This window comes from Acinetobacter sp. G18, from assembly GCF_052660225.1.
On record NZ_CP109658.1, the window covers coordinates 2,826,951 to 2,848,667 of the forward strand.

22 protein-coding genes are annotated in these 21,717 nt (G+C 37.5%); 8 read left to right on the top strand and 14 right to left on the bottom strand.

Annotated features, from left to right (window positions below; genetic code table 11):
- Positions 1–18: 18 nt before the first annotated feature.
- From NE363_RS13400 to NE363_RS13425, 6 genes are all read right to left on the bottom strand, one after another.
- The gene (locus NE363_RS13400) at positions 19–684 is read right to left on the bottom strand and encodes an urease accessory protein UreF (RefSeq protein ID WP_004703073.1); all 666 of its coding nucleotides are present in this window, start codon (positions 682–684) and stop codon (positions 19–21) included.
- Positions 671–1,153 carry an urease accessory protein UreE gene (gene ureE, locus NE363_RS13405; RefSeq protein ID WP_107973929.1) on the bottom strand — a complete coding sequence of 161 codons (483 nt, stop codon included), beginning with the start codon at positions 1,151–1,153 and terminating at the stop codon, positions 671–673. The genes NE363_RS13400 and ureE overlap by 14 nt, the downstream gene beginning before the upstream one ends.
- Positions 1,154–1,223: 70 nt before the next feature.
- Positions 1,224–2,924 (bottom strand): urease subunit alpha, encoded by a 1,701-nt coding sequence (gene ureC, locus NE363_RS13410; RefSeq protein ID WP_049066263.1) that lies wholly within the window; start codon positions 2,922–2,924, stop codon positions 1,224–1,226.
- Between the two features lie 37 nt (positions 2,925–2,961).
- Positions 2,962–3,270, bottom strand: coding sequence for an urease subunit beta (locus NE363_RS13415; protein WP_004703076.1), 309 nt, complete (start codon positions 3,268–3,270; stop codon positions 2,962–2,964).
- A gap of 11 nt (positions 3,271–3,281) precedes the next feature.
- Positions 3,282–3,584, bottom strand: a complete 303-nt coding sequence (gene ureA, locus NE363_RS13420; protein ID WP_002054385.1) for an urease subunit gamma — start codon at positions 3,582–3,584, stop codon at positions 3,282–3,284.
- A 100-nt stretch (positions 3,585–3,684) separates the two neighbouring features.
- Positions 3,685–4,560 carry an urease accessory protein UreD gene (locus NE363_RS13425; RefSeq protein ID WP_445535264.1) on the bottom strand — a complete coding sequence of 292 codons (876 nt, stop codon included), beginning with the start codon at positions 4,558–4,560 and terminating at the stop codon, positions 3,685–3,687.
- 196 nt (positions 4,561–4,756) lie between these two features.
- On the opposite strand from NE363_RS13425, the gene NE363_RS13430 reads away from it, so the two are divergent.
- A complete protein-coding gene (locus tag NE363_RS13430) occupies positions 4,757–5,080 on the top strand; it encodes a hypothetical protein (RefSeq protein WP_004703079.1) in 324 nt (107 codons plus the stop codon).
- A 201-nt stretch (positions 5,081–5,281) separates the two neighbouring features.
- On the top strand, positions 5,282–5,761 hold the full coding sequence (locus NE363_RS13435) for a copper resistance protein NlpE (protein WP_445535265.1): 480 nt from the start codon (positions 5,282–5,284) through the stop codon (positions 5,759–5,761).
- A 57-nt stretch (positions 5,762–5,818) separates the two neighbouring features.
- Here NE363_RS13435 and NE363_RS13440 read toward each other — a convergent pair whose 3' ends face one another.
- Positions 5,819–7,423 (bottom strand): isocitrate lyase, encoded by a 1,605-nt coding sequence (locus NE363_RS13440; protein ID WP_004703081.1) that lies wholly within the window; start codon positions 7,421–7,423, stop codon positions 5,819–5,821.
- Positions 7,424–8,011: 588 nt separating this feature from the next.
- Between NE363_RS13440 and NE363_RS13445 the strand changes: the two genes are divergently transcribed.
- The 3 genes from NE363_RS13445 to NE363_RS13455 all read left to right on the top strand — a co-directional run bounded on the left by NE363_RS13445 (position 8,012) and on the right by NE363_RS13455 (position 12,339).
- Positions 8,012–9,001 carry a LysR family transcriptional regulator gene (locus NE363_RS13445; RefSeq protein ID WP_004703082.1) on the top strand — a complete coding sequence of 330 codons (990 nt, stop codon included), beginning with the start codon at positions 8,012–8,014 and terminating at the stop codon, positions 8,999–9,001.
- A 123-nt stretch (positions 9,002–9,124) separates the two neighbouring features.
- Positions 9,125–10,450, top strand: a complete 1,326-nt coding sequence (locus NE363_RS13450) for a hemolysin family protein (protein WP_019456855.1) — start codon at positions 9,125–9,127, stop codon at positions 10,448–10,450.
- A gap of 551 nt (positions 10,451–11,001) precedes the next feature.
- Entirely contained in the window at positions 11,002–12,339 is a 1,338-nt protein-coding gene (locus NE363_RS13455) for a CitMHS family transporter (protein WP_004703084.1), read from the top strand.
- 48 nt (positions 12,340–12,387) lie between these two features.
- Here the strand turns inward: NE363_RS13455 and NE363_RS13460 are convergent, their stop codons facing one another.
- Positions 12,388–12,900, bottom strand: coding sequence for a hypothetical protein (locus tag NE363_RS13460; RefSeq protein ID WP_191012783.1), 513 nt, complete (start codon positions 12,898–12,900; stop codon positions 12,388–12,390).
- Positions 12,901–13,113: 213 nt separating this feature from the next.
- On the opposite strand from NE363_RS13460, the gene NE363_RS13465 reads away from it, so the two are divergent.
- Positions 13,114–13,671, top strand: a complete 558-nt coding sequence (locus tag NE363_RS13465) for a DUF2239 family protein (RefSeq protein WP_081401315.1) — start codon at positions 13,114–13,116, stop codon at positions 13,669–13,671.
- A gap of 50 nt (positions 13,672–13,721) precedes the next feature.
- On the opposite strand, the gene cysN is transcribed toward NE363_RS13465, so the two are convergent.
- The 5 genes from cysN to lysS form a co-directional block, all read right to left on the bottom strand.
- Positions 13,722–15,335: a sulfate adenylyltransferase subunit CysN gene (cysN, locus tag NE363_RS13470; protein ID WP_445535266.1), complete on the bottom strand. Its 1,614-nt coding sequence runs from the start codon at positions 15,333–15,335 to the stop codon at positions 13,722–13,724.
- Between the two features lie 30 nt (positions 15,336–15,365).
- Complete coding sequence (gene cysD, locus NE363_RS13475) at positions 15,366–16,274, bottom strand: sulfate adenylyltransferase subunit CysD (RefSeq protein WP_000140408.1); 909 nt, start codon at positions 16,272–16,274, stop codon at positions 15,366–15,368.
- Positions 16,267–16,398 carry a hypothetical protein gene (locus tag NE363_RS13480; protein WP_081401316.1) on the bottom strand — a complete coding sequence of 44 codons (132 nt, stop codon included), beginning with the start codon at positions 16,396–16,398 and terminating at the stop codon, positions 16,267–16,269. The genes cysD and NE363_RS13480 overlap by 8 nt, the downstream gene beginning before the upstream one ends.
- 257 nt (positions 16,399–16,655) lie before the next feature.
- The gene (locus tag NE363_RS13485) at positions 16,656–18,098 is read right to left on the bottom strand and encodes a capsule assembly Wzi family protein (protein WP_445535267.1); all 1,443 of its coding nucleotides are present in this window, start codon (positions 18,096–18,098) and stop codon (positions 16,656–16,658) included.
- Between the two features lie 190 nt (positions 18,099–18,288).
- Positions 18,289–19,818, bottom strand: coding sequence for a lysine--tRNA ligase (gene lysS, locus NE363_RS13490; protein ID WP_004703097.1), 1,530 nt, complete (start codon positions 19,816–19,818; stop codon positions 18,289–18,291).
- Between the two features lie 255 nt (positions 19,819–20,073).
- On the opposite strand from lysS, the gene NE363_RS13495 reads away from it, so the two are divergent.
- Entirely contained in the window at positions 20,074–20,562 is a 489-nt protein-coding gene (locus NE363_RS13495; RefSeq protein WP_068936543.1) for a YqiA/YcfP family alpha/beta fold hydrolase, read from the top strand.
- Between the two features lie 22 nt (positions 20,563–20,584).
- On the opposite strand, the gene NE363_RS13500 is transcribed toward NE363_RS13495, so the two are convergent.
- Entirely contained in the window at positions 20,585–21,025 is a 441-nt protein-coding gene (locus NE363_RS13500) for an SRPBCC family protein (RefSeq protein WP_049065778.1), read from the bottom strand.
- Positions 21,026–21,468: 443 nt separating this feature from the next.
- Between NE363_RS13500 and rubA the strand changes: the two genes are divergently transcribed.
- Entirely contained in the window at positions 21,469–21,633 is a 165-nt protein-coding gene (gene rubA / locus NE363_RS13505) for a rubredoxin RubA (RefSeq protein ID WP_000760495.1), read from the top strand.
- The last annotated feature ends 84 nt before the right edge of the window (positions 21,634–21,717 follow it).

Sequence of the window (21,717 nt, forward strand, 5' to 3'; positions counted from 1 at the left end):
TATCCTTTTTTCCTAAACTTAAGATCTGAATAACCGTGAATATTGTGTTTCGTGTTTCATGCTCAGCATGGCATAACGAGGTAAAGCGCTGCTTAATTGTTCATCATTAAGTTTCAAAGCTTTCTGTACTGCCTCTGGTACTAAACCATGCAAGTGCCATAAAATTCTTTGTCCAGCCATTTGTCCCAATGGAACCGTTTTTACTGCTGCCAAAACCTGATTTTCTAAAACAGTAAAAGTATAAGCGGTAAGCACATCCTCTTCTTTAAGCTCTAAACGCCCACAAAGCTGCGCATAGACAGGCACAAAACCAAACTGCTTTTTAACCTCAACCGTTTTTTTTAAAACATCTTTAATCCATGCATTTAAAGAAAATGCCAACTGCTGCGATTCAGCCAAAAGCTCTTTACTTTCTCGACTCGCCTTATATAAATTTGCCCAAGTCAGGAACTCATCTGGTTCATCATAATGTTGCATAAGACGTTTGAGTACCGGTAGCTCAAACCTCACTAACAGCATTTCAAGAACTTCTTCAAAGTAAGCAATTGCCGAGCTTTCATCGTGTATTAAGCCAATATCGATGGCTGTTTCCACGCCTTGTGAATAACAATAGGCTCCAACTGGCAGTGCCGTTGAAGACAGTGTCAGCAATTGCAGTAATTGCGCAGCATTATGAATGGACATGGTGTAAAGCTTTGATTGGGCTTAAGCGATGGTCATGACTATGCTGAGCATAGGCACCGCTTTCAGGTTCAAAAGGATGATCTGTTTCTGTCACTGTGAGCCCCAATCCTTCTACCATTTCTGCAAGCACATGATCAGGCTCAAAATACAAAGCTGTAGGTGTGAGCATTAATGGTACATGTCTATTACCTAAGTGATAGGCAGCTTTAAGTAAATCAAAATCGGTTTTAGCACTAACTTGCATTAAACGTTCAGGTTTTGCGTCAACACGTAATACATCACCCTCTTGGGTTGCAATATACGAACCACTACGCAAAATTCCAGTACGCGGCAAATCAGCTCCAATATCTACGCCACTTGCCAAGGCCGCTCGAAAACGTGATTTTTGACGGGTATCAAAAGTTAGTTCAACCGTTTCAAATGTCTGATCAGGAGAAATATCTTCAAGACGTTGGGTATAGATTTTCATTTAATTTTTCTCTCCTTTATTCAGTTCATATGTATAAATTCATAAAACAAAATCATTTCAATAAAACTTATCAAAACAAGAAATAACGCTGAGCCATTGGTAATACGTCAGCAGGTTCACAAGTTAATAGTTCACCATCTGCTCTTACTTCATAAGTTTCTGGATGCACATGCATAACTGGACAATATGTATTATGTTTCATATCCGCTTTAGTAATTTCACGCGTATTTTTACAGGGGCTAATTAGCTTTTTAAGATCTAACTTTTCAGCAACTTTTTCATCAATGGCTGCTTGAGATAAAAAGGTAATACAAGTGTTATGCACACCACGCGGATAGGCGCCAAACATTGGGCGATAATGAACTGGTTGAGGTGTCGGAATGGAGGCATTAATGTCACCCATCGGCGCCGCCGCGATCATGCCGCCTTTAATAATCATGGAAGGCTTCACACCAAAAAAGGCCGGCTTCCATAACACCAGATCAGCAAGTTTTCCTACCTCAATCGAACCAATTTCATGACTTAAACCATGGGTAATGGCTGGGTTAATTGTATATTTAGCAATGTAACGTTTAACGCGATTGTTATCATGAAACTCGTTGTCACCCTCTAGAGGGCCACGTTGAATTTTCATTTTGTGTGCAGTTTGCCAAGTTCGTAAAATCACCTCACCCACGCGCCCCATCGCCTGAGAGTCAGAAGACATCATGGCAATTGCACCTAGGTCTTGCAGAATATCTTCGGCAGCAATGGTTTCACGGCGAATACGACTTTCTGCAAAAGCAATATCTTCAGCAATTGCAGGGTCTAAATGGTGACAAACCATGAGCATATCTAAATGCTCATCAATAGTATTAATGGTATAAGGTCGCGTTGGATTAGTTGAAGATGGCAACACGTTACTTTGTCCAATTGCTTTTAAAATATCTGGAGCATGTCCACCACCTGCACCTTCTGTATGGTACGTATGAATGGTACGGTCTTTAAATGCGGCCAGTGTTTCTTCTAAAAAGCCACCCTCATTTAATGTATCCGTATGAATAGCGACCTGTACATCAAACTCATCTGCCACACTCAAACAGTTATCAATCGCTGCTGGTGTTGAACCCCAGTCTTCATGTAGTTTTAGCCCAATTACCCCAGCCTTAATTTGCTCACGAATTGGGTCTGGTAAACTCAGATTACCTTTACCTAACAGACCAATATTCATAGGTAAATCATCAATCGCCTGCAACATGGTCGCAATATGCCAAGGACCTGGAGTCACTGTGGTTGCCGAAGTTCCTGCTGCTGGTCCTGTACCGCCGCCCACCATTGTTGTTGTACCAGACATAAGCGCGGTTTCAACTTGTTGAGGACAAATCCAGTGAATGTGGGTATCAATACCACCTGCTGTTAAAATTTGCCCTTCACCCGCAATCACTTCTGTTGCAGCACCTAGAGGAATGGTAATGTCAGGTTGAATATCGGGGTTGCCAGCTTTTCCAATTTTCCAGATTCGGCCATTTTTTAAGCCAACATCAGCTTTTACAATTCCCCACCAATCTACAATTAAAGCATTGGTAATGACCGTGTCAGCAACTTCATCAGCTAAAAGTTGAGATTGACCCATGCCATCACGAATGACTTTACCACCACCGAACTTAACTTCTTCACCATAAGTCGTTAAATCTTGCTCAACTTCAATAAAGAGCTCTGTATCAGCTAGACGAATACGATCTCCGACCGTTGGACCAAACATCTCAGCATATGCACGACGTGACATTTTCATAATTTTTTACTCATATCTTTCATTATGGTTGTTATGTTTAATCCAACTTACCCATGACTCGGCCTGCAAAACCATATACTTCTCGCTTACCAGCTAAAGCGACAAGTTCCACTTCTCGGCTTTGGCCCGGTTCAAAACGGATTGCTGTACCCGCCGCAATATTTAACCGAAAACCCTTTGCAGCTTCACGGTCGAACTGTAGTGCATCATTGGCTTCATAAAAATGAAAATGCGAACCTACCTGAATAGGTCGATCACCAACATTAGCCACCATAACTTTTAAAGTTTCACGCCCAACATTTAGCTCAATGTCAGCCTCTGGAGTAATGATTTCGCCGGGGATCATAACTGCTCCTTTTATACGATTGGCTGATGAACAGTGACTAATTTTGAACCATCCGGAAAAGTTGCTTCGACCTGAACCTCAGCAATCATTTCCGCTACACCATCCATAACATCTTCACGCTTTAACAAAGTCGTTCCAAAGTGCATGAGTTCACTCACTGTCATTCCATCTCGTGCACCTTCGAGTAAGGCGGCTGAAATAAAGGCAACAGCTTCCGGATAATTCAGCTTTAAACCTCGTGCTTTACGACGCTCAGCCACTAAGCCTGCGGTAAAAATGAGTAACTTATCTTTCTCTGTTGGATTGAGTTCCATATCTCTTTCCTAATAGCATCTAGTTTTCTTTAAGCAAAATGCGTGCTCAAAAGCAGCATACTTGTTCTAATCGTTTTTAAAATACGCAATTTAACGTAAGTTAGGTTTTCCAAATTCTTGGAAATTCTTCATCTAAATCAAACCAATAACGTCTTAATCTTGCGCGTATGGCCGCAAATGCATCATGACAATGCCGTACATCATTCCCTAAAAAACGTGCACAGAGCACATCTTCCAATAAAGTCAAAGTAACCGGGGCATCCATACGCATGATTAACTCACGGACAAGTTCAACATGTTGTTCTAAATAAAATGGAGAGCGAAATTTTTCAGGCGGTACAGCCCAGAAACTTGCCATTACAGCCTGATTATTCATTCCTAAACATGAGCTTAACCAGCGATCTCCTCCCTCAAAATATAATGTATCGGCAACCAATAATTTATTTTCACGCCATAACTTAAACTGATTGTGATAACTGCCCTGAACAAAATTTTCAGCTCGAGCTTGCCGTCCCAATACCAGCATATCCCAACCAATGAAACTTGCTGTTTGTTCAAGGTGAATATGCGTTTCTGAGTACGCTACAGCACCATCAAACAACATCGTTTCTTGAGGCATCCACTCTAGAATAGAGTCTTTTTTTACAGTCAAATAAATATGTTGAAATGCCTGTTTACCATTTGTTCTATACCATTTTCCAGCCCCAGGCGTGGTAATAACGGCATGCGCCTGTTCAGCTGTTTCAATTTGAAAAGTAAGATGGTCGCCTCCTGCAATGCCGGCTGGTGGATGAACAATAATAGCGTGGCAAACTCCAGTTTTTTCAGGCCAGAGCATTTTTTGCACCCGAACAGGGCCATAATGTTTTCTGTGATTCATTATGGTGCGACTTTCTTTAAAACAAAAACCAAGTTCTAATTGCGCATACCAAAATGGTGCTAAAGAAGTGTGAGAAAATTGTTGAATCCGATTCATTTTGGCTCATTTTTATTAATGGCTTTATTTAATAAGCAAAATATGCACCATATACAAAAAGAGGTCATTACAAACTTGGAAACAATTTTTTTATTTTAATGAGTTAAAAAATCATCAATGTCTAACATAAAACCACAGTAAAGCATGGAATTATTTATACAATAGCGCCCATCCTCGCTCTTATAAATTTTTTTCCATGAAAATCTTTTTCGTGTTAGTACCTTTTGTATTTTTAACTGGGTGTATTTTTGGCCAATCTAGTGAGGTCAAACGCGCAGAAAAACTTCTAAATAATTTCCAATGTAAAAACGTAGAAACCAGGGAGATTTCAAATAGCTCAATTAATTCTTATTACCAACAAACTTTAGCAGTAAGTAAAGAAAAAGCGACCTCTTATGTAGAAAGCTATAAAGATGGTGAGGAATTATTTGCAATGCCTTTAGACGAAGTAGTAAAAAAACAATATGAACTCTATAAATCAGCGTGTGATTCTCTAGGTGGAGTTTCTGCTCATCCATAATTTTTTAGATGTATCCATTAACTCAGTTAGTGGATACTTTTTTTACTCGTTATAAATTTCAATAAAAATCGTTTAAATGAACAAAAAAATATACACTTTACCTTTTGTTAAATTTTGACTACATACAAACGCTTTTATTTTTTATGATCTTTTTCTAGGCTTTAAAGACTTTTTATTTTTATTTTTGAGGTTTTCTTCATCATGAAAAAATCATTATTAGCAATTGCACTTATGAGTACTCTTCTTGTCGCATGTAACAAACATGAAAATAAAACAGAGACAACTTCTGATGCTTCTGCCCCTGTACAAACTAGTGAAGCAAGTAATGCTGTTGCTGTAGATACTGAGCACACAGCAGAAAATTCTTTAGATTGGAATGGTAAATATACAGGTACCCTTCCATGTGCAGACTGTGAAGGCATCAAAACAGAACTAAAATTAAAAGATGATAAAACTTATGAATTGACTGAAACTTACTTAGGCAAAGGTGATACAAAACCATTTGAAACTCATGGTAAGTTTGCTTTCGATAAAGACAACACTTCTATCATTACCTTAGATAATAAAGCTGAAAATCGTAAATTCTTTATTGGCGAAAATACTGCAACTGCTTTAGATATGGAAGGTAAAAAAATTGAAGGTTCTTTGGCAGAGCACTATGTGTTGAAAAAACAAGATTAATAAATTTTTAATATAAAAAACCCGCTCATTTGAGCGGGTTTTTTATGGAATCAATTCTTAGTTAGCTGCGAATTGGTTCATTGTGTTTTTAGCATCGTCATGTGCTTTAAGAGCGTTATCACCAGAGAAGATTTCTTTGTGATCATCACCGATGTCAGAACCCGCCATTGCTTGGTGTTTCACACAAGCGATACCACCACGGATTTCTTTACGTTGTACGCCAGCAACATAAGCCAACATACCTTCAGAACCGAAGTAACCTTGTGCAAGCTCATGAGTAGAAAGAGCAGCAGTGTGGTAAGTTGGAAGTGTGATCAAGTGATGGAACACACCTGCTTCACGAGAAGCATCTGCTTGGAATGTACGGATCTTGTCATCAGCATCAGCAGCTAATTCAGTATTGTCATATTCAGCACTCATTAATTTAGCGCGGTCATATGCAGAAACATCTTTACCTTCAGCAACCCAACGGTCGTAAGCTTGTTGACGGAAGTTTAAAGTCCAGTTAAATGATGGGCTGTTGTTATAAACAAGCTTAGCATTTGGAACAACTTCTTTAACACGGTTAACCATGTGTGCGATTTCTTCTACGTTTGGAGTCGCAGTTTCGATCCAAAGAAGGTCAGCACCATTTTGAAGGCTAGATACACAGTCAAGTACAACACGGTCAATTTGAGTGTCAGCACGGAACTGATATAAACCTGAAGGTAAACGTTTAGGACGGTGTAACTTACCATCACGCTTGATTAAGATTTCATCTTCTTGCGCATCAGCAATGTCAATTTCTTGAGTATCTAAGTAGCTGATGTATTGAGAAGCGATGTCACCTGGCTCTTTAACCACTGGGATTTTTTGAGTCAAGTCAGCGCCTTCAGAGTCAGTACGCGCAACGATGATACCTTCTTCAAGACCCATTTCTAAGAATGCATAACGTAATGCATGGATCTTAGCAATAAAGTCTTCGTGTGGAACAGTTACTTTACCAGCTTGGTGACCACATTGTTTAGCATCAGATACTTGGTTTTCGATTTGAAGCGCACAAGCACCAGCTTCGATCATTTTCTTAGCAAGTAAGTAAGTTGCTTCTTCGTTACCGAAACCAGCATCGATGTCAGCAATAATTGGCACAACGTGAGTTTCAAAGTTGTCGATTTGAGCTGTGATTTCAGCTGCTTTAGCAGTATCACCAGCTTCTTGTGCTTTTTTAAGGGCACGGAATAAATCGTTTAATTCTTTTGCGTCAGCTTGACGTAAGAAAGTGTAGATTTCTTCGATCAAAGCAGGAACAGAAGTTTTTTCGTGCATAGATTGGTCAGGAAGTGGACCGAACTCTGAACGAAGAGCAGCAACCATCCAACCAGAAAGGTAGATATAACGTTTGCTTGTAGTACCGAAGTATTTTTTGTTCGCAATCATTTTTTGTTGTGCGATGAAACCATGCCAGCAACCTAATGATTGAGTGTATTTGCTTGAGTCAGCATCGTATTCAGCCATATCACGACGCATAATCGCAGCTGTATACTTAGCAATATCTAAACCAGTTTTGAAACGGTTTTGAAGTTGCATACGAGCAGCATCTTCTGGGCTAATGTCTGCCCAAGTGTTGCCAAATTTTGCTTTTAATTGACGTACTGCATCAATCGCTGTTTGATATGTAGTCATGATATTGTCCTGTATTCATTTTAGGATTTCATCGATTGAAGCCTAGAGTCACGTTACTTAAATTTCTTATGACACCAGCTGCTTCCTCATGAACACAGCTTAGACTTAGCCAATCAATTAATCCAATATCCTTCGTTAATCTTCAGTATTTATTTAAAAAATATACCAATAAATCGATATTATAAGTAAAACTAAAAAACATAACACTTTGTTTATAAAAACAAAATAATCCTAAAGGAGTATAGTATTTTGATCAAAAAACTCTCCAAGTTTTATTTTTATACAATTTTTGAGATTTTTCCATTCATTTTTAGTGTCAAAAGTCAATTGTAAATTAGGCGACTTTTGCCAATGTAAAAAGTCAATTTTAATGATAGAACATGGTTAAATATAAAAGAAAAATTTTACGTCTATAAACATAAAGTCAAAAACAGATCAAAGATAATAAAATCGAGCATTTGAGGTCCTTTTCAAGCATACTTAATTTCAACAAAAAATGTCGTTTTTCTCATCATTTTTTCACACAATGTTCTTTAAATATGGCATAATTTGAAACAATTTTAGGGTTTTATTTTCGGTATTTTTTTTATGAATCTGGAACGGGTAGATCTTAATCTATTAATATATCTTGATGTTCTTCTTCGTGAAAAAAATGTTACACGCGCAGCAGAACAGCTTGGCGTTACTCAACCAGCCATGAGTAATATTTTACGTCGCTTGCGTAATTTATTTAACGACCCTCTTCTAATCCGTTCATCGGAAGGAATGACACCAACAGAACGCGCACTCGAATTACAACCACGTATTCGCGATGCCCTTTCTGATCTTTCCATGATTTTGGAACCGCGTACCGAATTCCGCCCTTATACCAGCAATCGCGTTTTTCGCATTATGACTTCTGATTATGCAGAAGCAACTCTGGTTCCTCGTCTAGTAAAAGCTTTACGTTCTGAAGCTCCAAATGTAGTGCTCGACTTTCTTACTCCAAGTGATGTGTCATATAGAGACATGGAACAAGGTAAAGTTGATCTGGCAATTAATAGATTTAATGAAATACCGCAAAGTTTCCACCAAGTGTTAGTTTGGCGTGATAGTTTCAGCTGTATTTTGAATGACAAACATCCTGCTGTTACTCATTTAAATCTTAAAAGTTACCTAGATGCACAGCATATTTGGGTATCTAAAACAGGTATGGGTGTTGGTTTTGGCGTAAACCCAGATAAACAAGGTGGTTTAGGCTGGATTGATCAAGCATTAGAACGTATTGGTCAACGCCGTAAAATTTCAGTATTTACTCGCCACTACCAAATGCCAGCCTTGCTTGCTCAAAATGTTGACCTCATTGCAACGCTTCCAACTCGAATGGCGCGCCTACAAACTCAAAATCCAAAACTGGTTATAAAGGATCCTCCTTTTTATATTCCAGAATTTGAACTTAAAATGGCTTGGTGCCCACTATTACACCATCACCCTGCTCATCGCTGGTTACGCCAACTTATTCTATTCGTTGCTCGCCAAATGATCGAAGAAGAAAATCGTGAATTTCTTACCAACAATTCACAATTTTCTCACTATTAAATAAATTTTAATTTAATTGTCTCTTTCAAACATTATCTTTAAGCGCTGAGCAATCAATCTGATTACCTCAGCGCTTTTTTGTGTTAAAACATAGTCATAATAATGATGAACCTCGGGTGATTTGTGAGTCTCTTTCAAAATATCATTATCATCGTACTGCTCATCATCGCAGCAGGCTTTTTATCTTTAACTGAAATTGCACTGGCTGGCGCCAGAAAAGTAAAGTTAAAAATTTTAGCTGAAGCTGGTGAGGAACGCGCTCAACAGGTACTTGATTTACAAGAACAATCTGCAGACTTTTTTGCAGCATCCCAAATTGGACTAAATGCTGTTGCAATTTTAGGCGGTATTTTAGGCGAAGCTGCTTTCCGTCCTTTTTTTGTGACTTTAGTTGACCGCTTCTATGTAGGTCCTTGGTCGCAAACAATTGGTTTTGCTCTATCTTTTACTTTGGTAACATCGCTATTTATTTTATTTGCCGATCTTATGCCAAAACGCTTGGCTATGATTGCCCCAGAAAAAATTGCAATTAGTGTTATCAATCCAATTCAGGTTTTTATTAAAGTTTGCAAACCTTTGGCTTGGGGAATTAATGCCATCGCGAACCTGTTATTCCGCTTATTCAAAGTAAATACAACTCGCGAAGACAATATTACTTTTGACGATATCTCAGCTGTTATGGATGCAGGTGCCCAAGCAGGTGTACTTCAAAAACAAGAACATCATTTTATTGAAAATGTTTTTGAACTAGAGGAACGCAACGTACCATCGAGTATGACAACGCGTGAAAATGTTGTTTATTTCACTTTAAACGAACATGAAGACAGTATTCGACAAAAATTAGCAGAATATCCTTATTCTAAATTTTTAGTGTGTAATGAAAATATTGATCAGGTTATTGGGTATGTAGATGCCAAAGATTTTCTTGTTCGTATTTTAAATAACCAATCACCCACTCAATTAAATGAATCTACTATTCGTAATGTTCTGATTATTCCTGACACATTAACGCTTTCTGAATTACTTGATCGCTTCCGATCAACAAAAGAAAAGTTCGCTGTTGTAATTAATGAATATGCGCTTGTAGTTGGTGTTATCACCTTAAGCGATATCATGATTACCGTAATGGGTGACTGGGTCACCCCAATTGAAGAAGAACAGCAAATCATTAAACGTGACAATAACTCTTGGTTAATTGATGGCAGCACACCAATTGATGACCTGAGACATGCTCTCGAAATTGACGAAATGCCCGATGAAGAGAATTATGAAACGCTAGCAGGTTTTATGATGTATCGTTTACGCAAAATTCCTCGTCCAGCCGATTTTGTCGAATTTGGTGGTTATAAATTTGAAGTTGTCGATGTGGATCATTTTAAAATCGATCAACTATTAGTTACTCGCGTATTAGAAAAATCTGAATTACATTCACCGCCTGACGAAAATTGATTTATTTTGGTGCAAAATATCCTGCCAAATGCAGGATATTTTTTTAATATGAATAAGTAATTATTAAATTCACGCTTTCATTTAATATTCTTCATTATTAAAAGTTTAATTAATTATGCTAATCATATTTATAAATATAAAGATTAACCTCTTAATTAAAATAAAAAAATTAAGTTCAATTGAAATGAAAATTTGCGAATAATGCATTTACAACCCCATCAGCCTTAGGTAACGTAGACATTACAAGCCTTGTAAATGGATCTTCTTCTCATCTCAACGCTCAAAGCAAGTATAATTCTTCAAAATATATGATAATTTTAAATATGATAAAACCTTTATATAAATATAAAAGCTACTATATATAATAAATAAACTAAGCCATTAATATATATATTCAGTATTTCCTGAGAATATACCTTTTTAATTGAATATATATTAACCAAATAAACTAAATATATTATTTGTTTTTTTAATAAAAATTCATAAGAATAATAAAAGTCAAAGTTTGGAATAAACTTGTTCAGTAAAACTAAAGGCAAAGGATTGATTGTATGCTGACATTACTTGGTGTTGGCATGATTTTGTGCTTCATGTACTTAATCATGTCCAAACGTTTAAGCCCTATTATTGCTTTAATTCTTATCCCATTTATTTTTTCTCTTATTGCTTGGGGCCTAGGTCACTACTTTGAAAGCTTAAGTCATATTGAGCTTAAAGGTCTCAGCGAGATGATGCTAGAAGGCATCAAAAAACTTGCACCTACTGGTGTAATGCTATTATTTGCAATTTTATATTTTGCCTTAATGATCGATGCAGGTCTTTTCGATCCCCCGGTTAAATGGATTTTGAAAAAGGTTAAAGGCGATCCTCTAAAAATTACATTAGGGACCGTTTTTTTAACGACGTTAGTTTCTCTTGATGGTGATGGCTCAACGACATATATGATTTGTGTCGCAGCTATGCTTCCTCTCTATCAGCGACTTGGTATGAATACACTGATCATGACAGCACTTATGTTGTTATGTAGCGGTGTAATGAACCTTACGCCATGGGGTGGACCTACTGCCCGCGCAGCGAGTGCACTTCAAGTCGACCCAAGCCATATTTTTGTACCAATGATTCTTCCAATGATTATTAGTATTGGCTGGTTATTCTTCTTGGCATATTTATATGGTCGCTATGAGCAAAAACGTTTAGGCGTGATTGAGCTTGAAAGCCATCATGGTGACAATATTACTGTTTCAAAAGATCCAGAAGCGACTCGTCCACATTTACGTAAAGTAAATATGGTACTCACCATTATTCTTATGATTGCGTTGATCAAAGGTATTTTACCAATGTCAGTGTTATTCATGCTGGCGTTCTGTATTGCGATGCTTATCAACTATCCAGATGTTGATATGCAGAAGAAACGTATCGCTATGCATGCAGATAGTATCTTGGCTGTGGTAGGCTTAATTTTTGCGGCTGGTATTTTTACAGGTATTTTATCTGGCACAGGCATGGTTGAAGCGATGTCTAAAGAGTTTGTCGCAATGATTCCTGCAAGTATGGGTCCATATCTGGCACCAATTACAGCGTTGGTAAGCATGCCTTTGACGTTCTTTATGTCAAATGATGCATTCTTCTATGGTGTATTACCTATTCTTGCTGAAGCTGCTTCACATTATGGTATTAGTCCAGAAGCGATTGCTCGTGCATCAATTGTAGGCCAACCTGTACACTTATTATCACCACTTGTTCCGTCAACTTACTTGTTATGTGGTCTTGCTAAAGTCGATTTTGCAGATCATCAAAAATTCACTTTTAAGTGGGCATTTATTACTTGTATGGTGTTGATGGGTACAGCTTTGGTGATTGGTGTTTTCCCACTTTTTAGTGCGATCTAATTCTACTCTGCTATAAAAAATAAAAGCCCCAATTGGGGCTTTTATTTTTTATTTATTTACGTACTCAATCATGGCATCTAAGAACGCATGAAAGTGCAAGGTAATATCTTCTTCTAAAATTTTATAGGCATTATCAAATTGCACCATTGGCCAACCTTCTTTCCAAAATGGGAAGATATCATGTAAGTCATGGGTAACTATTGCATCTTCACGAACAATTGCTTGTGAAATTTGTGCCAAAACTTGCGCTGTTTCTGCCCCATCAATAGCTAAATAATCAATACCACGCGCTTTTAAAATACGAATTCGATCTTTTTTATAGCGAATTTTTTTAGCTTGAGCTGCATTTAAACCTAGTGCAAGAGTCACTGCCTCTACAAACTTCTCTTCAAAATTTGAATTTAGTGCCACCAAAGCCTGTTTATGCGCTTCCTGACGTCCTGCTTTTCCCCCGCTACGGATAATCTCATTTGCTTCCGTATCCAGCTTATCTTTTTTCATCGACTGTAAAATGTCTAAAATTTCGATATCGCTTAAAGATTCAGGAGATTGCTCAAACATAGGAGTCCTTATACATACAACTAAAGGGACATTCTCTCATAAAAGCGATATTAAAGCAGAACAAAATTTTAAATAGCCTCTTACCTTGACTATTTTTATAACCTTAATTTCAGAGATACTACTCATAAAATCAGATAATTCTTTGGTTATAAATTTTAATGTTTGCCAAATTAGTTTTACCCTGATAATATTATTTTACCCTGATAAAAATATGTGGCAAAAATGAATACAACAATCACCTATACCGCTTTTACTGGAAGCACACTTATTGCAAGCGACTCCCTTGTTGAACTTGCAAAAAAACTAAAACATCTTCCTAAAACAACGGAAAATATTCTGATTTTTAATGATCAAACAGGTCAACAAATTGATCTTGATCTTTCTGGTTCAGAACAAGATTTTCAACAACGTTATGCTGAACCTGAAGAAATTAAAAAAGTTGGTCGACCTAAACTTGGCGTAATTTCGCGTGAAATCACTTTACAGAAAAAACATTGGGATTGGTTAGATCAACAAAGTGCGAGTGCATCTGCCGTGATTCGTAAGTTAATTGATAAAGAGTTAAATAATCCAAATTCTGAAGGCAATATTCTGCTTGCCAAACAAGCCATCGACCGTTTTATGTCTGCTATGTTAGGCAATATGCCAAATTATGAGGAAGCAACACGCGCCTTATATCAAGGTGATCGAGATACATTCTTAAAGATGATTCAGAACTACCCTAAAGATTTAAGAGAATATTTAACTTTAAAAATCCAAAGTATTTTCTAAATTCAATAAAAAACCCGCTTACGCGGGTTTTTAGAACTATTTTCAATCTATTAAAGACGAACCAATTCCACAATTTTTTCTACCGCTTCTTCTATCGTCTCAGCAGTTATCTCAGTATCTGTACCATCCACAGAAGTTGTAATAATTACAACACCTGTCTCACGTAATAGAACCAATTGCTCAGCTGTTAAGCTTGCTTTCACGATTGCAACTACGCCTTGCTGGATTAGCAAACTTTCTAAGGCTTGAGCTTTTTCAATTAATGGTGCAGAAACACCAATAACGGCAGGTTTTTGACCTAAACGAGCAGCACGATCTTCAGCAGTAACAGGATTGCTATGAGCCTTCCATTCTACAGCCGACTCTACCATTCCGGCACCCACAGTCACGTTACTTAAACGGTCAATAAAAATAAACGAACCTGTGTAACGTGAATCTTGATATTGGTCAAATACCACTGGAGCATCAAACTCAACTACCACATCGGCAATTGCATTTAACTCAAGTTCTTCTACCTGAGTATGCTCGAGTGTATTTACATTCACACGGTAGTGAATGTTGGTCACTTTTGCTGGAACGGTTTGTGTACCAATCTTAATGTTGTACAACTTACCTTTTACAAGCGGGTGCTCATTCATCCATACCACAGAAGCACGAACGCTACGTGAAATTAATGGTTGCTCACCTGCACGTACCAGCACGTTACCACGGCTAATATCAATTTCGTCGTTTAACGTTAATGTAACTGCTTGACCAGCCACTGCTTGCTCAAGGTTACCGTCAAAAGTAACGATTTCTTTAACCGTAGAACGCTTACCAGAAGGTAACGCTACAATTTCGTCACCGACTTTAATTTCACCTAAAGCAACAGTACCCGCAAAACCACGGAAGTCGAGGTTTGGACGGTTCACATACTGAACAGGGAAACGGAATTCGTGTTTGTTTGATTCGCGGCTAATTTCCACAGACTCAAGAATACTCATCAAGGTTTGACCCTTGTACCAAGGAGTATGAGCAGATGGATTTACAACGTTATCGCCATTTAAAGCAGAAATCGGAACAAATAAGATATTAGCTGGGCGACGCTCACCTAACTGGCTCACGAACGCATCATATTCAATCTGAATCTCATTAAAACGCTCAGGTGAGTATTCAACCAAGTCCATTTTATTAATGGCAACAACAATATTCTTAATACCAAGCAAACTTGCAATAAACGTATGACGACGAGTTTGTGTTTGTACACCATAGCGCGCATCAATCAAAATGATTGCAAGATCAGCAGTCGATGCACCAGTTGCCATGTTACGGGTATATTGTTCATGTCCCGGTGTATCAGCAATAATAAATTTACGCTTTTCAGTCGAGAAATAGCGATAAGCTACATCAATAGTAATACCTTGCTCACGCTCAGCCTGCAAACCATCTACAAGCAACGCCAAATCTGGTGCATCACCCGTCGTACCTACTTTTTTACTGTCACGTGTTACAGCTTGCAATTGATCTTCATAAATCAATTTTGAATCGTAAAGTAAACGGCCAATTAAGGTACTTTTACCATCATCTACGTTACCGCAAGTCAAAAAACGCAAAAGGTCTTTTTGTTCATGCTGTTTTAAATAAGCCAGAATGTCTTGGCTGATTAAGTCTGATTGATGAGACATTGCTCAAACTCCACAAATTTAGAAACTGTCTTAGAAATAGCCTTCTTGCTTTTTCTTTTCCATTGAGCCTGCTTCATCATGGTCAATCATACGACCTTGACGCTCAGAACTTGTTGCCAATAACATTTCCTGAATAATTTCTGGCAATGTATCAGCTTCAGACTCGACTGCACCTGTTAATGGATAACAGCCTAGTGTACGGAAACGTACAGACTTCATTTGTGGAACTTCACCCTCTTTTAAGCGCATGCGTTCATCATCCACCATAATGAGCGTACCACTACGCTCAACTACTGGACGAACAGCAGAGAAATAAAGAGGAACAATTTGAATATTTTCTAAATAGATATATTGCCAGATATCTAACTCTGTCCAGTTAGATAAAGGGAATACACGAATACTTTCGCCTTTGTTTACTTTACCGTTGTAAAGGTTCCAAAGTTCAGGACGTTGGTTTTTAGGGTCCCAACGATGCTTACTATCACGGAATGAATACACACGCTCTTTCGCACGCGATTTTTCTTCGTCACGGCGCGCACCACCAAAAGCAGCATCAAATTGATATTTATCCAAAGCCTGTTTTAAAGCTTGGGTTTTCATAATATCTGTATATTTTGAGCTACCGTGATCAAATGGATTAATCCCTGCTTCACGGCCTTCTTTATTTTGATGAACAATTAAATCAAAGCCATGGGTTTTTGCCATGTTATCGCGAAACGCGATCATGTCTTTAAACTTCCAACCCGTATCAACATGTAATAAAGGAAAAGGAAGTTTCGCAGGATAAAATGCTTTTAATGCAAGATGAAGCATCACAGCCGAATCTTTACCAATTGAGTAAAGCATGACTGGATTTTCAAATTCTGCTGCAACTTCACGAATAATATGAATACTTTCAGCTTCAAGTTGCTTGAGATGTGTAAGTCTTGATTCAGTCATGAACACGCCCTTCTCTATCCATTTTGCCCATAAAATCTAGAAGTGGTATTAAACCACCACTTAGAAGACCATGTGGAGGAACGAGTGCCATAACAACTCCAATTTTTCGTGATAAATAATCCAACCACAAGCCCTTTATGAGGCTTATAGCATTAGTTATGCATTATAGTGATTTAAAACTGTTTTCTTTTGCTTGTTTTTTCATATTGATATTCAAATTCATCATATAAATGTAAAATACTGATTTGCATAACTAACCTGTCTATCGTAGCTCGCATTATTAGCTGAAGCAAATCACGATCTCATCTTTAGATTTCTTTAAATACAATAAAAAAGAGAAGCCATTTTAGCTTCTCTCTTGCTATAGCACTATTTAATTAATTAAAAACCAAACATTTTACGTTCTAATGGAATTTCAATACCAATAGATGCACCAGAGTCATTACCTTCTAGGTCAGAGTCACTAATCCAACCATTAATTTTTAATGGAAGATCTGGTTTGATGTAATGCGTCCAAGTTAAATCAAGTGCTTTGATTTTATCTTCTTTAGGGAAGGCTTTATTAATTGCCAAGTTAGATTCATTTACCTTCACAACCATTGCACGGCCACTTAAGCGATTCATCGTGTCAAAGCGAATATCACCACCGACAGAGTACATTTGACCATCACCACCCATTGCATGGCCTAGAGGGAAACCATGCTGGTAATAACCATCTTTATAAATATAATGACTATAAGAGATTCCTTTTACATTGCCATTAGTGCGTGTATCTGCCCACTCAGCATAAAGTTGATAAGGCATATCTTTATAGCTAGAAGAATAATCAGCACCAGCTAAATACATTTTCTTCGATGGTAAGAGCCCTGCTTCATCTTCACCTACATATTGACCATAAATACCAACAGGGGCATTTAAAAGTGATTGCAGATTTAATCGAGCATCAAATCCAGCAATTTGGTTAGATCTATCTTCAGCTGCATCATAAACATTATCATTACCTTTAATCGCATTCCATAATGAATTCCAACTTTGAGAACGCCCTTCTCCTCCCCACTGTAAAGTTCGAGAAGCTCCCAGTTCTAAATATGGTAATGGACTTGCGGTAACACGCAAACCTAACAACTTAGCGTGAGGAATAGCTTTATAATCATCTAACTGCCCTGCAAATGCTTGATATTGCCAAGGTCCAATCCAAGACAACCACTTGGTATCAAAAGCATTTTGTATAGCTCGCTGCGCTGTTACACCATACACAGGACGACTCGCATCACCACGGATTAAGCTGCCATCATGTCCAGGTCCCCACCACGTTGGAATTTGACCTGCAACAACCCATTGATTCCAGAGCTTACCAGCAACATACGAACCTTCTACATTTACATCACGCCCACTATCAATTTGTGGATCTTTTTCAGCGTTTACACGAATTTTTGCATCCCAGTTTTCACCGCCCGCATTAAACTCTACAGAACCTTCATATTGTGATTTATGATTATTTCCAAATGCTTGAGGAATATCTTTGATATCTGTTCCAGCGAAAGCACCTACTTTAACTGTATCGTTATCTGCTTTTAATGCATTAAGAACTGAATTAATAACTTTTTGTTGAGCTGGATGAGTTACTTTAGCCTGAGAGAGTGCGCGCTGAATTTCATCACCGCTTAAAGGCCAAGTAGAAGTGCTGATGTTAATAACACCTTGTTGATTCAACCAATTTAAATCTGTACGCAAATCATCATTATTAAGCACCAAACCTTGGGCAAAAACAGCTGAAGAGGCAGCTGTTAATAATGCAATTGAAAGTGTTTTTCTTAAAAACATGTCAGCACAATTCTCAAAGTTATTTATGAGCAACACATTAATTTTTTTATCACAAATTTGCAATTGTTAAACTGTGCAATTACATTTTTTAACGTGGTCTTAAGTTTTCTATAATTTTAGTGTTTTTTATATATAAATAGTGAATAAAAAAAGGCAGTATAAACTGCCTTTTTGTACTTTGAAGATTAAATTAACCTTCTTTACGACGCATATGCGGGAATAAAATTACATCACGAATACTTGGCGCATCAGCAAAAAGCATAACCAAACGGTCAATACCAATACCTTCACCAGCTGTTGGAGGTAAACCGTATTCAAGCGCTTCAACAAACTCTGCATCGTAATGCATTGCTTCGTCATCACCAGCATCTTTTTCAGCAACCTGAGCTTGGAAACGCTCTGCCTGATCAATTGGGTCATTTAACTCGCTAAAGCCATTTGCCAATTCACGTCCGCCGATGAAAAACTCAAAACGATCGGTAATGTGCGGATTGTCATCATTACGACGAGCAAGTGGAGACGTTTCCGCTGGATATTCAGTGATAAAGGTAGGTTGACGCAGTTTAGTTTCAACTGTTTCTTCAAATACGATTGTTTGAAGTTTGCCTAAACCAAAACCAGGTTTAACTTGCTCTTTTAATTCCTCACGCACAAATTTTGCAAGGAACTCACGATCACCAACGTTTTCTGGGGTGAACTGAGGGTTATTCTCTAAAATGGCATCAAACATAGAGATTTTCTTGAATGGCCCTTTAAAGCTAAACACTTCACCTTGGTAAGGCACATCTGTCGTACCTAAAATATCAAGAGCTAGCTTTTCAAGCATGTTTTCAGTTAAAGCCATCAAGTCTTTATAATCAGCATATGCCTGATAAAACTCGATCATTGTAAATTCAGGGTTATGACGTGTTGACACCCCTTCATTACGGAAGTTCCGGTTAATTTCAAACACACGCTCAAAACCACCAACAACCAAACGCTTTAAGTAAAGCTCAGGTGCGATACGCAAGAATAACGGCATATCTAAAGCATTGTGATGCGTTTCAAACGGACGTGCAGATGCACCACCCGGAATTACGTGCATCATTGGCGTTTCGACTTCCATGAAACGCTCATTTGTTAAAAATGCACGAATACCTGCAACAACTTTGGCACGAATTTCAAAAGTCTTACGAGTTTCTTCATTCACGATTAAGTCAAGGTAACGCTTACGGTACTTAACTTCTGTATCGTTCAAACCATGAAATTTATCTGGTAACGGACGAAGCGATTTTGTAAGAAGTTCAAAGCTTTCAAGGTGTACATATAAGTCACCTTTGCCAGAACGACCAATATAACCTTCAGCAGCAATAATATCGCCTAGGTCCAAACCTTTAATGGTCTCAAGAATATCTTTTGGTAAACCTTTACGGTCAACATATAACTGGATACGCCCAGTCATATCTTGAATCACCATGAAAGAACCACGGTTTAACATGACACGGCCAGCAACTTTTACATAGACATGTTCAGCGCTTTCAATTTGTTCTTTCGACTGATCTTTAAATTGTTCTTGTAAATCGGCAGCGTAGTGTTCACGTTTAAATGTATTTGGCCAAGGACTCTTTCCAGTATCCTTTGCAACATCTTGGATTTGCTTTAATTTGGCATGACGCTGTGCGATTAAATCGTTTTCGGAAATAGTTGGTTCAGAAGTCGATTGAGCGTTTTGTTGCGTCATCTCTGCCTCGATTAAGTAAAAATTAAGTGCTATATCCTAACAGATTGCGGGAGTTTTTCGAAAGATTTCAACAAAACAAAAATGAAAAAAGTCAAACCACTCACACTAAATCAGTATTCAATGACGAAAATTACTTAGACCAATCGCTAAGATCATTTTTTTTTGCTTTAAGTAAAATATAAAAAAATCCAAATGACCTCGATATTAAAAGGCTTTTTTTCCTTTTATTTTATCCATGAGATTGTGTAGTAAATAATGAAAATTCTATTTTTACATGGCTTGGATTCTTCTCGTGAATCAACAAAGTTCCATGCCATCTTGCATCCTGAAAAATTTTGTATTGATGTTGATTATCGAAACCTAAGCTACTCTTCAGTTAAAGATTTTTATCACCAAGCGATCGAAACAATTAAACCTGACTTATTGGTTGGACATAGTCTTGGCGGCTACTGGGCATTGAAAACAGCCGCTCAACATAAATTAGCGGTGATTGTTGCTAACCCAAGCCTTAATCCTAGTTTTCGTAATGATTATCCCGACCTTTGTGATGAGGATCTTGATCACTCTCATCCTAAAATGGCTTATTTAGAGTTAGGAGACGAGCAACTTGATATGTATCAAGTACAGGAAAAGCTTTCACCTTATATGACAGTAGAAACATATGACGGAGGGCATCATCGTCTTGCTTATCCTTCTCGTCTCAATGATCTGATTTCTAAAATTCATAAAAAATACTTTGCCTAAACAACGAACTGAGTAAGATGAACTAGCTCCCTTCAGCAATATGTTTTACAACTTCAAAACCTTGAATAAAGCCACTTTTTAACATACCGATATATTCAGGTAAGGTGGCCAATTCAACTTTTAAAGTTGTAGTATTCCCATTTTGGCTTAAAAAATATTTTTCTAGCGAACCACTCCAGCCCTTCACCTCTTCACTTTCTAAGTCTTCCTTACCCTCTTTAATCATTCCTAAATGTTTAAAAATTAGCACTTCAGGCTTGTTCATTTCTTCAATGGTCGAAACCATTCCATTTCCTTCTCCGTCTAGAAAATATGTTTTACCACCAATTTTCCAGTCAGTGCGCATTGAAGAATCCGGCGCAAAGAATTTCGTCCACGCATTATATGTCTCGCTATTCCAGAGTACGTTCCATACTTTTTCTATAGGCGCGTTAATCTCTACTTCATATACTAGAATTTCCATACTCAACTTCCTTATCTCTGTTACTCAAGTATTCAACAAACTTTATCGCTTTATATAAATATCAATTTATCTGTCTATTTATTAATCAGCTTATGTTTTTAAGAACTTTATTTATATTAATGCTTTGTTCTTTTTGTAACCCTTCATATCACTTAAAACCTTATTAGATTAATAAGTGAATAAAAAAAATATGATTTATTATGTGTTTATGTTGAAGTTTTGCCTAAATAACCAGTTATTTGTCTCGATATGCCATTCATCTTTGCTTACGAATGATTAAACTCCCTTATGTGCTTTACTTTAAATGTAGAACTGCGTAAAAATTTGATACCCGATCAAAGCTACATTAGTTATTATTGAACGGATCGTAGTTACATTATTAATAGATGGAATAGTTTTACTGAAAGGCAGCTTTGAGCAAACTTATCAGTGCGGAGAGTCTCATGAAAAAATATCAATGTATCGTTTGTGGATGGATTTACGATGAAGCAGAAGGTTGGCCACAAGACGGCATTGCAGCTGGAACAAAATGGGAAGATATCCCTGATGATTGGACTTGCCCTGATTGTGGCGTTTCAAAAGCTGACTTTGAAATGATCGAAATCTAATGTCTTAAATGAAAAGGCCATGATTTACATGGTCTTTTTTATATATCACCAATCACCGTATTAAATGAACAATTCTAATTCTGG

Bases quoted from the DNA above. Each gene is read 5' to 3' on its own strand.
- NE363_RS13400 (WP_004703073.1), bottom strand. From the start codon at position 684: ATGTCCATTCATAATGCTGCGCAATTACTGCAATTGCTGACACTGTCT.
- ureE (WP_107973929.1), bottom strand. From the start codon at position 1,153: ATGAAAATCTATACCCAACGTCTTGAAGATATTTCTCCTGATCAGACA.
- ureC (WP_049066263.1), bottom strand. From the start codon at position 2,924: ATGAAAATGTCACGTCGTGCATATGCTGAGATGTTTGGTCCAACGGTC.
- NE363_RS13415 (WP_004703076.1), bottom strand. From the start codon at position 3,270: ATGATCCCCGGCGAAATCATTACTCCAGAGGCTGACATTGAGCTAAAT.
- ureA (WP_002054385.1), bottom strand. From the start codon at position 3,584: ATGGAACTCAATCCAACAGAGAAAGATAAGTTACTCATTTTTACCGCA.
- NE363_RS13425 (WP_445535264.1), bottom strand. From the start codon at position 4,560: ATGAATCGGATTCAACAATTTTCTCACACTTCTTTAGCACCATTTTGG.
- NE363_RS13430 (WP_004703079.1), top strand. From the start codon at position 4,757: ATGAAAATCTTTTTCGTGTTAGTACCTTTTGTATTTTTAACTGGGTGT.
- NE363_RS13435 (WP_445535265.1), top strand. From the start codon at position 5,282: ATGAAAAAATCATTATTAGCAATTGCACTTATGAGTACTCTTCTTGTC.
- NE363_RS13440 (WP_004703081.1), bottom strand. From the start codon at position 7,423: ATGACTACATATCAAACAGCGATTGATGCAGTACGTCAATTAAAAGCA.
- NE363_RS13445 (WP_004703082.1), top strand. From the start codon at position 8,012: ATGAATCTGGAACGGGTAGATCTTAATCTATTAATATATCTTGATGTT.
- NE363_RS13455 (WP_004703084.1), top strand. From the start codon at position 11,002: ATGCTGACATTACTTGGTGTTGGCATGATTTTGTGCTTCATGTACTTA.
- NE363_RS13460 (WP_191012783.1), bottom strand. From the start codon at position 12,900: ATGTTTGAGCAATCTCCTGAATCTTTAAGCGATATCGAAATTTTAGAC.
- cysN (WP_445535266.1), bottom strand. From the start codon at position 15,335: ATGTCTCATCAATCAGACTTAATCAGCCAAGACATTCTGGCTTATTTA.
- cysD (WP_000140408.1), bottom strand. From the start codon at position 16,274: ATGACTGAATCAAGACTTACACATCTCAAGCAACTTGAAGCTGAAAGT.
- NE363_RS13485 (WP_445535267.1), bottom strand. From the start codon at position 18,098: ATGTTTTTAAGAAAAACACTTTCAATTGCATTATTAACAGCTGCCTCT.
- lysS (WP_004703097.1), bottom strand. From the start codon at position 19,818: ATGACGCAACAAAACGCTCAATCGACTTCTGAACCAACTATTTCCGAA.
- NE363_RS13495 (WP_068936543.1), top strand. From the start codon at position 20,074: ATGAAAATTCTATTTTTACATGGCTTGGATTCTTCTCGTGAATCAACA.
- NE363_RS13500 (WP_049065778.1), bottom strand. From the start codon at position 21,025: ATGGAAATTCTAGTATATGAAGTAGAGATTAACGCGCCTATAGAAAAA.
- rubA (WP_000760495.1), top strand. From the start codon at position 21,469: ATGAAAAAATATCAATGTATCGTTTGTGGATGGATTTACGATGAAGCA.